Source organism: Virgibacillus sp. GM2-2, assembly GCF_055329585.1.
This window is the reverse complement of the sequence record NZ_JBUZWC010000001.1, coordinates 566,472-578,672: the sequence shown is the minus strand read 5'-3', so window position 1 is coordinate 578,672 and position 12,201 is coordinate 566,472. Positions and strand designations below refer to the sequence as shown.

The window sequence follows — 12,201 nt, the reverse complement described above, 5'->3', positions numbered from 1 at the left end:
AAACGTGATTTCGCCGTTGATTGGAAGCATACCGCCGATGGCAACGTAATTTTCGCTGATAAATTTGTCAAACCCGCCGATGTTTTACTGCAGACCGCCGTTGATTCAATAAAAATCGCCGATACCCTCTGGCACATCCGTAATTCGCGAGCATCCTCACTTAATCTACCAACTCAATCGTATACGCACCGCGATCGGTATTTAGTGCAAATCGTGCACCATCATATTGATATTCCGTAGAATCCTCAAGTGGTATTTCATAAGTCGACAGTGGAAGAGGACTAAAATTGTTATCCTCGTTTTCAATTTTTCCAGAGCCGTTTAACTTAAGGGAATGCATCGCCTCGTAATCATCTATACGGCGTGTGTCGGTCGAGTAGGTTATGTCCTCTAATTTCATCATCATTTCGTCATTATCGCGTAACTCATGCTTGGAAATTTTGATGTTTTTACCTGTCCATTTGTGTAGCATTTCATTAAATTCTTCAACTGATAATTGATTCAAGTTTATCACCTCTACCATATAGCGTTTCCTGGATGGCTAAAAACATACGAATGGAAAACCGCGTGCTCCAATATAAACATGCGGCGAATAAATAATCTTTTACAGCACAAACCTTGAGAAAACGTTCAAGATTTCAGAATAGTATCATAAACTATAAAGTAAAACTTCATTCAGTGTGGGTGTTCCTTCCCGCTGAATGTTAGTTGAACAGAATCGGACCTTTACGGTCAGTTGAACCCCTATTCACCGTACCCTATTTTTGTCAACTTGAAGTGGGGGTTTTACTGCCCGTTAAGGCGGGATAAAAAGTACTTCTTGGAGGGATCACGTTGACAGAAATGAAGGCACTCCAATACGCGATTGATGAGATTACGGAAATTGCTACCGACTTTGGACTTGATTTCTATCCAATGCGGTATGAAATTTGCCCTGCAGAGATCATTTATACATTTGGTGCATATGGTATGCCGACAAGGTTTACTCATTGGAGCTTTGGAAAACAGTTTCACAAGATGAAGCTGCAGTATGATTTAGGTTTGAGTCAAATATACGAGCTCGTTATAAACTCTGATCCATGCTACGCATTTTTACTTGATACGAATAGTTTGATTCAAAACAAGTTAATTATTGCCCACGTACTGGCACATTGCGATTTTTTCAAAAATAATGTGCGTTTTTCTAATACGCGGCGTGATATGGTTGAAAGTATGACCGCGACAGCTGAGCGAATTGCAGATTATGAAATGATTCATGGCAAGGACGAAGTAGAAAAGTTTCTAGATGCGGTGTTATCGATTCAAGAACATATTGATCCATCGATTGTTCGACCAAATTTATCAACACATAATTCGGAATATGAAAAAGAAATGGAGCGACCTGCGACTCCTTATGACGATCTTTGGAGCTTGGATGGAGACAATTCAAGGAAAAAGCCACTAGAAACTAAAAAGAATAAGTTTCCGCCTAGTCCAGAAAAAGACTTGCTACTTTTCATCGAGGAACATAGCCGGGAACTGGAGAACTGGCAGCGTGATATTTTAACAATGATGCGTGAGGAAATGCAGTATTTCTGGCCGCAGCTGGAGACGAAAATTATGAACGAAGGCTGGGCTTCATACTGGCATCAACGTATATTAAGAGAAATGGATTTAACGTCTGATGAAGCAGTCGAATTTGCTACATTGAATGCCAATGTTGTGCAGCCATCTAGGCAGCAAATTAATCCGTATTATCTCGGAATAAAAATTTACGAGGATATTGAGAAGCGCTATAATAATCCAACGAAAGAAATGCGCGAACTCGGTGTGGAACCAGATTCTGGTCGCGAGAAAATATTCGAAGTACGCGAAATCGAATCCGATATTTCGTTCATTCGTAATTACTTGACGAAGGACCTTGTTCAACGGGAAGATTTATACCTTTTTGAAAAACAAGGGCGGGATTACCGCATTACCGATAAAGATTACGAGCAAGTAAGAGATCAACTTATTTCGATGCGAGTAAATGGAGGGTTTCCGTTTATTTCTGTTGACGACGGTGACTATATGAAAAATGGTGAACTGTATTTAGTACACGGTTATGAGGGAATTGAGCTTAATTTACCTTATCTAGAAAACGTCCTTCCATACATTTATCAGCTATGGGGACGCATCGTCCATATGGAAACATTCGTGGAAGAGAAAAGAGTGCTCTACACGTATGATGGTAAACGTGTTAGTCGGAAATATATGTAGCAGAAAAGGTGCCTGGTTCCTGTCTAGAACCTGGCACCTTTCTTAATAACGTCAGAAATTATAAGTTATGGTAGACCTTATAAGAAAAACTTCGGCACTCGCCATTAAGGACGAGGCGAATGCTGAGTTTTTCTAATCTTTCGTTACTTTTTTAAAACACACGTACATAAACACTCCTGCTGCAATTACCCAAATTAAAACGACACCTAATGGAAGCCAGGAACCGGAGTCGTGCATTCCGATCAACACCATAATTGGGAAAGTATCAAAAATTTTCATTACCAAACTGTCCTCACCAAGCCTTAGAAAGTCGACCATTGGTGTAAATCCGAATAAAAACATAATCGGCATTAAATATGCTGACGTTGCGGCAACAGTCTTGATGAAAAGTCCAAGGCCGATCCCGAGAAATAAAAAGAACAAAAATAGTAATAGTAATCCGATAAGTGGTCGTACAGCTAAGAACGGATCAATGCTGATAATGATAAGGGAAATAACTAACGTAATCACGGTCATAAGTCCAGCCACGAGGCTTTTTCCCACGATAATGTCCGCCATCGAAGCAGGTGACAAAATTAGTCCGCGTAATGTTTTCTTTTCGTTTTCTTCAGCCATCATCGTCATGATACAGCTAGTCGTAACCGAGGAGAAGGTAACACCTACGATTAGATAAATCATTTCAATTGGCATTTCCTCACCGTCGCCTAACCTGCTATACAAGATTGCTAGAATGATAGGAATAATCGGCATCATTAATAGCATCATATTTTTCATAAAATCTTTTATATCTTTTTCAAAAATGGCACCAATACGTTGCGTATTCATTATACTAACTCCTTCCCAGTTACGCTTAAAAAGATTTGGCCAAGCGTCGGATTGTCTGTATGCATCGATTTGACTCGCCCAGCTGCGATTAATTCTTTTATTTTATCCGCATTTCCAGGCTCATTTTCAATAACGATTTGTTGCCCGTCGATGGTCTCAATGTGAAATGCGTGAGTGGAATGTTTGTAGCGCAAAGAATTTGGATTATCTAATTCTTGTAATTTACCATTATTCAAAAATGCTACTCGATCACATAGATCAGTTGCTTCTTCCATGTTATGTGTGGTTAGGAAAATCGTTGTCCCAGCTTCGTTTAACTTCTGCAACCCGCGGTGAATGTGTGCAACATTTCCAGGGTCTAACGCAGATGTCGGTTCGTCTAAAAAGACAAGCTTTGGCTTATGGATTAATGCTTTCGCAAGTAGTACACGTTGTTTCATTCCTTTTGAAAGCTTTGATACCACTTTATTTCTTGCATCCTGCAAATTTACTTCTTCGAGCATCACATCAATTTGTTCAAGTGGCGCACTGTATAACTTACAAAATAATTTTAAATTATCGTAAACAGTTAGGCGCTCATACAACGCACTATTATCCGATAAAATACCAATTTGTGATTTGAAATCGGCTGATTTGAAGGCATTTGATTGATAACCTAGTACCGTTGCTTCACCATCCGTTTTTTCTAATTCACCAGTCAAAATCTTAATCGTGGTTGTTTTACCAGACCCACTAGGACCTAAAAACCCAAAAATTTCACCCTTTTTCACATCAAAACTTATACCGTTAATCGCTGTAGTTTGATCAAAAATTTTACGTAATCCACGTACTTCAATCGCATTTTCCAATAAAATAACCTCCCCTGATGATCTACACCAATTCTATAACTTATTTCTCGTAAATGCAGTCATATCAAGGTGAGTTGTAACAAAGAGAGGCTAAAATGTACCTATTTCAAGTTGAAAATATCCTGTATATCTTGTAATTTTGTTCGTGATAATGGGATTGTCGATTGGATTTTATTATCCAATTTAAGCGAGTATGTATTTTTTGACCACGTAATGATTTCCCGTACCTTTTGCAAATTCACAATGTAGGAGCGATGACATCGGTAGAATCCGTAAACCTCCAATTTTTTCTCGATTTCTGCAAGTGTAGAGTCCATTGCGAACGATTCATCATTAATAACGATTTTTGATTTTCCGTCTTGACTTTCAATGTAATCAATTTCTGGAGGATCGAAAAGAATAACTTTATCCTCTATCTTCGCAGGAATTTTAAATAAATTGGCTATTGTAGGTGATGATTCCGCTATTTTAGTTGTACTTTCTTCTTCTGTTTCAATTTCAATCTGATTTGCCCCTTTTTGGTGAAGCCTGTAAGCAACATCGCCAAGCAATAAGGCATGTTCCATGTTCGATACAAGGACAAGCACGGGAATTTGTTCCTCGGTCAACTTCTTTAACATCTCGATAAATGTATTGATGGTTAAAATGTCGATGCCATGAATTGGTTCCAGAAAAACAGAAGGATTTCCGCCCGTCATGAAGTGCTTTGCGTAATGAACTCGAGCAAATTCTGAAACCGAGCAATTCTTCAGCGGTTTTTCAGCACAATTATGTAAATTAAACAGTACAAGAATTTCAGATAGTGTTCGTTTACAACCAAACCACTTACGATAAAAAGCAACATTCTCTTTAATTGTTAACCGGTCATACAAGCCGTCTTGGCGATCACAGATAGCTATTGTTTTTCGTAGTTCTTTCACTAGTTCCGCTTGCATGTCTACATCACTATAAATCGCAGTTGTATGTGAATCATTTACCACAATTGAGAACTCAGGGAATATTTCACTTTTTACAATTTCGTTATCTATTTTATAATTAGCCATAATAAAAACTCCATTCCATTAAGTGAGAAAAAAATGAACCGAACAGCGTTTAGCTTCTCGATTCATTGTACTTAATTTATTGAATTTGTGAAAGTGGCTTTTACACGTTCTGACTTGAGAAAATATCCGATCCAAATGAAATTAAAGAGGATGTTCAACCAATTTACCTCTTGCATCTCTGATTGGTAAATAATAAACAACCCAAAGATAATGTTTGATATGTAGTTTATTATCATCAATGTGGGCAGTACTTTTTTTCGCTTGACCCAAAAGTAAAGAATAAACAAGTAAAATACAAAGTACAATGCATTGAAATAGTAATCAAAAGGATAAGCAGTAGGATCAGCATAGATAATGAGTATCAACGAAGCAAGTAAAGAGAAAAAGACTCCAATTGCAGGAAGGAGAAGCCAACCAGCGATGATAGCATAGCGACTTTCGGTATCGAACTTCGGCTCAATAGAAACAGCCATTTGCTTGTTTTTCTGCATTCTAAATCCCCCATGAATTTTTTTAAAAACGTCAGAAACTATGGTAGACCTTATAAGTAAAACTATAACATAACTGTCAGATATTTCTATACAATAAAAAAATGCCCCTGTTCATGCACAGGAGCAATTAATTTACTTTCGTTTTCGTTTATTTCGTTTACCATCTAAGTTTAAGAATTCACTCTCATCTTCTCTAGAAAATTCAACATCACCACGAGTTTTATCGTGCTTGTTTTTGTTGTTTTGCCTTCCCTTATCCTTGTTACGGTTTTTATTTTGTTCAGACATATCATCCCTCCTGCCATTAGTTTGACCCTTTTTGAAAAAATTATTTAGAGTGAGTGCTGGGTGAGACGCTTTTGACATTTGACTACCGGAAAATTACTATGTAGTAGAGGTGAAGTTCAATGGGACTAAATAGAATTTTGATTGTGCTGAGTATATTGTTAATAGTTCTTAGTGGATGTGGTGGAGAAGATCAGACTACAGAAACGAATGAGAATAAGGATAAACAAGAAGTAACACAGAAAGAAAATGGTTCCACTGGCGACCAAGAGAATACCGAATCTTCCGCTAAACAGGAGAAGGAAGTGGAGGAAGCAGATGATCTCTCACTTGCTCAGTATGCACCAAGAGAAAATATCGTTAAGCAATTCAAAGGTACAGGTAATGAATTTGCTACGTATAAAGTCGAAACCTACACACAACAAGGCGATCTATTTGGTGTGGTACAGTATTCTGGTACAAATATGTTAAAGATCTATCAAGTTAAACCAGAGAGCATTACGTTATTACATATGGAGCCAGGGTTTGATCAGGAAAAACTCCCTGAATTAGCTAAGCTTGTTCAGAAAGATCAACGAAAGGACGAGATTATGCTGGCAGCCCCAATTAAAAAAGGTGCGTCATTTGGTAAATGGACTATCCAGGAAACAGAAGCTACTGTTGAACTGCCCTACAAGACACTTGAAGATGTAATCGTCGTAAAAAACGAGTCCAATGGATCAACTGTGACCTATTACTGGGCAAAAGACTTAGGTATTGTAAAAACTGAGTATTCGGATGAAACGCCAGATGGTCAGCTTTTTCAAGTAATCTCGGAGTTAGAAGCAGTGAAGGAAAAATAGCTTTCTATCAAGGTACAAACACGTTCCTAGGAGTGGAAGTTGGGCGAGAGGAGGCTGACGGGCTTCAGCAGCGGACACAGAAGCCGTTATTTTACGTAAATCACCCTTTTTTTAGCACGAAGCGGACAGACGATATGCTATTTGCGTAAAAACACATTAAAAACACTGTAGTTTAATAAAATAAAGGCTCTGATGTCCGCAAGCAACCATAATTGGCCAGTTTTTATATTAATAAGGTACCTGATGTCCGCCAATCATAAAGAAGGATTCTAGAGATTGCCGATACTGGGAACTCACTGAAGAATTTATTTCAGGAATGGGTTCTTAAAAAGAAAGTGAACGTAAAGCAATTCGAAAAAAATTAAAAGCCACCTCCACCGATACCTCCAGGTGGCCCATTTCGTCGCGATTTCTCTTTTTCAATTGCAATTTCCAATTCTTTTTCTTGTTGGGTTTTCTCCAGGTATGGATTATTAATTCGCTTTTTCTTTTTTCGTTTGTCGCGGTAAACCAACAGCACAATAAATATCAATAGAAATAATCCCCATAATATATTTGTAAGCAATTTATCAACTCCTTTGTAAAAATTAATTAGCTTTATTTTCATTCTCAAGAAGCGGATTGTACATCATAATCGCATGATTTTCCGTAACATATTGATCGTCTATCATTTCATTTCGGCCATTGTAAACCCTACGATATATAGTATTATGCCGCATATATCCTCCCCAGCTTTCGGAAGTTATTTTATGTTCTTTTTCATATACTTCATAGGACATAATCTCTGGATTTATAGCACGCCACTCTCCTATTAGGTGTTTATCAGTTAAATAAAGGCAAAGCTGAAAAGTATTGGCGGAGTTATTCAAAATTTGAAGATCTAAATAATTGTAGTAGCAGGTTGCTCCACTACCAAAAGGTTGTGTGCGTTTCGAGTCCGGAAAAACATCATAGCTATGTCGGTGGCGTTCTGTAATAGACAGAGGTGTATGTAAGGTAATCCAATAAATGAGGTTTGAAAGTTGGCAAAGCCCACCACCTATTCCTGGTTTGAAGCCACCATAATGAAGAATCATTCCTTCTATGTAACCCTTTCTTTTCGTTGGATTTCCAATAAGCTTCCAATAGGAAAAAGTCTCGCCTGGTTTAATGATGACGCCGTTCAGTTTTTCCAAAGCAATTTTTAAATTACTAATTTTATTTTCCTGATACCACATATCCACATCCTTAAGTTGTCTTCGTAAAAGGGTTTGATGCCTTTTGACTTCAAATGGATAAAGCGTTTTGTCCTTATCTTTAACGTAGATTTTTTTATCTGTATACCATTCGATTGATCTTTTGAGACGATAATAGCTCGTTCCAAGGTAGATTCTAATTTTACTTCTGTTTTTCGGCTTAAATTTTTGTGATTGAAGCCAGTTCCATTGCATAGGAAATATCCCCTCTTATAATAATTGTTCAAAGATCTGTGAACCCAAAAAATTCTTGTTCTGGTTTCATCAATTTCGTAGTACAAGTTGTAACAGTTGAATCGTTGTAAATGCAAATGATCTCTGGAGGATTATTAATCCATGTTGTTGACGTATGAACAGGCCTTCGATCAAACATAACTCTAGTTTGTTCCTCAATTTGATCATAATGTGATGAAATCCACAATTCAAAGTCCATCGTATCTTTTTCCCAACGGGACATAAAGCCGCTCCAATCGTTTTCCATGTCATCATCGTCCAGTGCCGAACCCTCATACTCAACTTCCCAACCATACTTCGGTAACTCGTTTATATAAAATTTATAAATATCCTTCCAATGATCACCTTTGATAATATAATCATACTCAGTTGGTTCCAAACCATTATACAGTGGTATATCATCATGCTGTTCAGGTATAATCGTCATTCCTTCATATGTAGTATCAGTTAGTTTTTGATAAATAAGCCAACTGCCAGAAAGTAAGATAATTGCTAAAGCGGAAATCAACCATTTTCTTTTTGTCATCCAATCAACTCCTTTATAAAGGATCAACAAAGTCACCATGAATATATTTTTAAAAATTAAAAACAATAATTCCGAAACCACATTGTTTGGCCAAACGAAAAGCTTTCTTCCTTAATGGTTATGAAAGATAATACAAATATAAAAAGATTTTGATAAGGGGATATTTGGTGGTGGTGGATTTTTCGAACCAGGTGCTGAAAGACATTTTCATGCGGAATATCAAATAAAAGAAAGTGCTGATTTTGACAAAGTAAAAAAGCGAGCGTTTGATTCGACGTTGCTTATTATAGATGGGATAACTGTTTCTAAGGAATTTCCATTAAAGAAATTTAGCACTAAAAATTGAACGTTTAACCACTATGACATTTCCATAGTGGTTTCTTCTTGCTTGATAATAACATAAGATTAAAAATATTTATATAACTTTTTACATTAAAAAAGGGATGCGAGTTGCATCCCTTTAGTCAGCTATTTCTCAATAAACATCTGCGTCCAATAGTCGCCATTTTGCACGTATCCAACGCCTATGTGCGTGAAGTCGTTGTTTAGTATGTTTGCACGGTGGCCTTCACTACCCATCCAAGCGTTTACTACTTGCTCAGGTGTTTGTTGGCCATAAGCAATATTCTCACCAGCAGATTGATAGGCAATACCAAATTCACTCATCATATCGAACGGGGAACCATACGTAGGGCTTGTGTGTGAAAAATAATCATTACTTACCATATCCCTTGATTTTAATTCTGCAACTCTGCTTAAGGAAGTGTGCGCCTGTAGTGCTGGTAATCCTGCTTTTTCTCTTTCAGCATTTGTTAGCTCGATTACTTCCGTTTCAAATTCATTTAACTGTTCAGCAGAAAGTGGTTGGCTATCACCATTGTCATTTGTTTGGCGTTGCCGTGGTTGTTCTCCATTCTGTTCAGTGGCATAATCTTGTCTCGTTTGGCCCCTGTCTTCGTTATTTTGCCTTTCCCACTCCGGGCTTTTTTCATTATCATTGTTGGGTTGCTCATTGGGTTGTCCAGGAAAACCTTCGTCCAAGTTGAATTCAAAGTCATTGGGGAAATGGACCTGCTCCATGTTGGAAAGCTGAGCATCATTTGAAGATCCTGTAAATATACTCGAAATATTACCATCGTTTGCAGGTTGATCATCTGGATGTTCTAACGCATTTTCATTGTTAGCACATGCCACAAGTACAAATAATAGAAAACCAATAATACTAATTCGCATCTACTTATCTCCTTTGCATATTTTCTTTTATCTTTGCTTAATTTTAAAAAAATATACCACTTCAAAATACCTACAAAAACGTAGCGATATAACCGATAAGTAATTTATAGGCAAGCAAAGGGAAGCATCGAGATGACAGACAAAACAAAGGTTATGGACACAACGAATTTAAATCGTAAAATTCTCAATGGCTGTTGGTGGCTGACGCTCATTGTCATCGTTATTTCCATATCCGGCATTCTTTTTTCTCTTACAAAAAACAGTTCAGCAATTGCATGGGCAAGATTCATTACATTCGTTTTAATCCCACAATCTACAATTATTATCGTGCTATTCTTGATGGAATTCCTAACGAAAAAGCTCAAAAGCATGAGCGATTATATTATCATTTTTGGGATATTTTCTATGTTGCATGTGCATATATTTATGGCACCAACTGTCGAGGGTATCCAATATATCCTCTTCGTTCCAATTCTTGTTTCAGCGTTGTATTTTCATAATGCAATTGTATACATTACCGGATCAGCATGTCTTATTTCGCTTATAAGCCTTTACTATTTTTATACACCATTAGCTAGCCAAGTTTCGATTAGGGAAGTGCTTGCAAGTATTGGGGTTTTTGTATGTTGTACCTTTATATCGGGAGGTATTATAAAACGGGGTCAGTATTTACTTGAGCATTTAGAGGAATCGATTAGAAACCAAAAAGATTTACTAGTTCAAAATATTATGATGGATAAAGCAAGTAAGCTGGATCCATTAACCAATCTATACAACCACAAGACTTTCCATGAGTATTTAGAAAAGTTAATTGAACAGAGTGAAAGCACGCACTTTCCTTTACAATTAGCTATTATCGACATCGATAATTTCAAGCGGGTCAATGATAATTATGGGCATTGGGTGGGTGATATTATTCTGAAGCGTGTCGGTGAGAATATTCAATCACACATGACTTCAGACGATTTCGCTTCACGTTATGGTGGGGAGGAATTTGCTGTTATTTTGAAGGATAAAGACGCTGAAGAATCCTATGAGTTCATTGAAAAAATGCGGGTTAGTGTCAGCATTATGAATCATGAAGAACTAAATGATCAGCCAGTCACAATCAGTATAGGAATGTGCAATTATAGCAGGGACCTTGGTAAAGAACAGTTTTTCAAGTCCGCTGATGAAAGTCTTTATCAGGCAAAACGTAATGGAAAAAATCAAACCATGGTTGCAAAAAATATTAGCTACTAGTTTGGAGGAATCTTATGAATAAAGTTGTCTTGCATGTAGAAGGGTTAGCAATTTTGGTGTTAAGTATATATTTTTATGCAAGTCTCGATTACAGTAGGACATTGTTTTTCATTCTATTTTTAGCCCCGGATTTAGCTATGCTAGGATATTTAAAGAACAGCCAAGTTGGTGCTGTCGTATATAATCTTTTTCACACATATAGTGTGCCGATTGCAATTATTATGCTGGGACTCTTATTGCAAGATCAGGTCATGCTAGCTGTTGGTCTGATATGGATTGCTCATATTGGGATGGATCGTATGGTTGGATATGGATTGAAGTATCCGACTGAGTTTAAGGATACGCATTTAAATCGAGTGTGAACATGACGTATCATAATTTATGTTCTAAATTTTATGCCATCCTTTGTTAATTTGATATTACTAAATTTATGGAACAGTAAAACGAGATTAGACCTTTCATGGTCCAATCTCGTTTTTTTTAAGAGCAAAGAAAGTATAAACGAAAAGCTGTCTAACTACATCGCCCAGAAGCTGCCGTCATAAGCAATGGACACTTCGAACGCTAAACCCATGCGTTCTACGGTCCCTTGCTTATGCGTCCGCTTCTAAAAGGGCGCTTGCGCTTTTCTTATCTATTTTGCGGCCATGATCCTTGTTGTTTACGTAGCAGGACGATTTGCCCAGTGTGATAGGCGTCGTGCATCATCCATCTTGGAAGCACCTCAGTTAATGACAATCGATCTAATTCATCATCATTTAACTTTTCTAATGCAGATCGAAGTTCATCTTCAATTTTACGAGTTCGTTCAACAGTATCTTCCCAGCATTCTGTGTCGTCAGGATTTCCAGGTTTACCAAATGTAGCATCGTTTGATATGTCTGATTCCTGTGGATTCCCGTTCAAAGCGGAAAGCACCATTTCGTTCCAATAGTTTAAATGATTTACCGTTTGCCATATTGTGTTACCACCTTTTTCAGGTTGCCAAGCAGCTTCAGCAGAACGTAATCCTTCTAACGCATCAGCTAGTGGCACGAACCAGCCTTCTTTTTCCCAACTGTACACTCGTTGAAAACGCAAAAGTTCCACTTTACTTTGCATAGTTGTTACCTCCTCTTGGTAAATTGACATAACAATTATAACCGTCTAAACTCATGTT

Annotated in this window: 14 protein-coding genes and 1 pseudogene; 4 read left to right on the top strand and 11 right to left on the bottom strand. The window is 37.4% G+C overall.

What is annotated here, in order from left to right; genetic code table 11:
- Positions 1-160: 160 nt before the first annotated feature.
- Complete coding sequence (gene ymzB, locus ACY9Z2_RS02595; protein WP_463608275.1) at positions 161-514, bottom strand: protein YmzB; 354 nt, start codon at positions 512-514, stop codon at positions 161-163.
- A 329-nt stretch (positions 515-843) separates the two neighbouring features.
- Here ymzB and ACY9Z2_RS02590 point away from each other — a divergent pair, with 329 nt between their 5' ends.
- Positions 844-2,238 (top strand): SpoVR family protein, encoded by a 1,395-nt coding sequence (locus ACY9Z2_RS02590; protein ID WP_463608274.1) that lies wholly within the window; start codon positions 844-846, stop codon positions 2,236-2,238.
- Positions 2,239-2,370: 132 nt separating this feature from the next.
- Here ACY9Z2_RS02590 and ACY9Z2_RS02585 read toward each other — a convergent pair whose 3' ends face one another.
- From ACY9Z2_RS02585 to ACY9Z2_RS02565, 5 genes are all read right to left on the bottom strand, one after another.
- A complete protein-coding gene (locus ACY9Z2_RS02585) occupies positions 2,371-3,063 on the bottom strand; it encodes an ABC transporter permease (protein ID WP_463608037.1) in 693 nt (230 codons plus the stop codon).
- Positions 3,063-3,911 carry an ABC transporter ATP-binding protein gene (locus tag ACY9Z2_RS02580; protein ID WP_463608036.1) on the bottom strand — a complete coding sequence of 283 codons (849 nt, stop codon included), beginning with the start codon at positions 3,909-3,911 and terminating at the stop codon, positions 3,063-3,065. The genes ACY9Z2_RS02585 and ACY9Z2_RS02580 overlap by 1 nt, the downstream gene beginning before the upstream one ends.
- Before the next feature lie 101 nt (positions 3,912-4,012).
- Positions 4,013-4,954 carry a LytTR family transcriptional regulator DNA-binding domain-containing protein gene (locus tag ACY9Z2_RS02575; RefSeq protein WP_463608035.1) on the bottom strand — a complete coding sequence of 314 codons (942 nt, stop codon included), beginning with the start codon at positions 4,952-4,954 and terminating at the stop codon, positions 4,013-4,015.
- Positions 4,955-5,025: 71 nt separating this feature from the next.
- On the bottom strand, positions 5,026-5,445 hold the full coding sequence (locus ACY9Z2_RS02570; RefSeq protein ID WP_463608034.1) for a DUF2569 family protein: 420 nt from the start codon (positions 5,443-5,445) through the stop codon (positions 5,026-5,028).
- 132 nt (positions 5,446-5,577) lie between these two features.
- Complete coding sequence (locus tag ACY9Z2_RS02565; RefSeq protein WP_463608033.1) at positions 5,578-5,733, bottom strand: hypothetical protein; 156 nt, start codon at positions 5,731-5,733, stop codon at positions 5,578-5,580.
- A 119-nt stretch (positions 5,734-5,852) separates the two neighbouring features.
- Here ACY9Z2_RS02565 and ACY9Z2_RS02560 point away from each other — a divergent pair, with 119 nt between their 5' ends.
- A complete protein-coding gene (locus ACY9Z2_RS02560; protein WP_463608032.1) occupies positions 5,853-6,572 on the top strand; it encodes a hypothetical protein in 720 nt (239 codons plus the stop codon).
- 361 nt (positions 6,573-6,933) lie between these two features.
- Here the strand turns inward: ACY9Z2_RS02560 and ACY9Z2_RS02555 are convergent, their stop codons facing one another.
- The 4 genes and pseudogenes from ACY9Z2_RS02555 to ACY9Z2_RS02540 form a co-directional block, all read right to left on the bottom strand.
- The gene (locus ACY9Z2_RS02555) at positions 6,934-7,137 is read right to left on the bottom strand and encodes a hypothetical protein (RefSeq protein ID WP_463608031.1); all 204 of its coding nucleotides are present in this window, start codon (positions 7,135-7,137) and stop codon (positions 6,934-6,936) included.
- 22 nt (positions 7,138-7,159) lie between these two features.
- Entirely contained in the window at positions 7,160-8,002 is an 843-nt protein-coding gene (locus tag ACY9Z2_RS02550) for a VanW family protein (RefSeq protein WP_463608030.1), read from the bottom strand.
- Positions 8,003-8,030: 28 nt separating this feature from the next.
- Positions 8,031-8,567 (bottom strand): hypothetical protein, encoded by a 537-nt coding sequence (locus tag ACY9Z2_RS02545; protein WP_463608029.1) that lies wholly within the window; start codon positions 8,565-8,567, stop codon positions 8,031-8,033.
- A gap of 468 nt (positions 8,568-9,035) precedes the next feature.
- Positions 9,036-9,416 (bottom strand): annotated as a pseudogene (locus ACY9Z2_RS02540) (CAP domain-containing protein); the annotation flags it as partial.
- A gap of 516 nt (positions 9,417-9,932) precedes the next feature.
- On the opposite strand from ACY9Z2_RS02540, the gene ACY9Z2_RS02535 reads away from it, so the two are divergent.
- Complete coding sequence (locus ACY9Z2_RS02535; RefSeq protein WP_463608028.1) at positions 9,933-11,042, top strand: GGDEF domain-containing protein; 1,110 nt, start codon at positions 9,933-9,935, stop codon at positions 11,040-11,042.
- A gap of 14 nt (positions 11,043-11,056) precedes the next feature.
- The gene (locus ACY9Z2_RS02530) at positions 11,057-11,404 is read left to right on the top strand and encodes a DUF4260 domain-containing protein (RefSeq protein WP_463608027.1); all 348 of its coding nucleotides are present in this window, start codon (positions 11,057-11,059) and stop codon (positions 11,402-11,404) included.
- Positions 11,405-11,672: 268 nt separating this feature from the next.
- Here the strand turns inward: ACY9Z2_RS02530 and ACY9Z2_RS02525 are convergent, their stop codons facing one another.
- A complete protein-coding gene (locus ACY9Z2_RS02525; protein ID WP_463608026.1) occupies positions 11,673-12,143 on the bottom strand; it encodes a DinB family protein in 471 nt (156 codons plus the stop codon).
- Between the last annotated feature and the right edge of the window lie 58 nt (positions 12,144-12,201).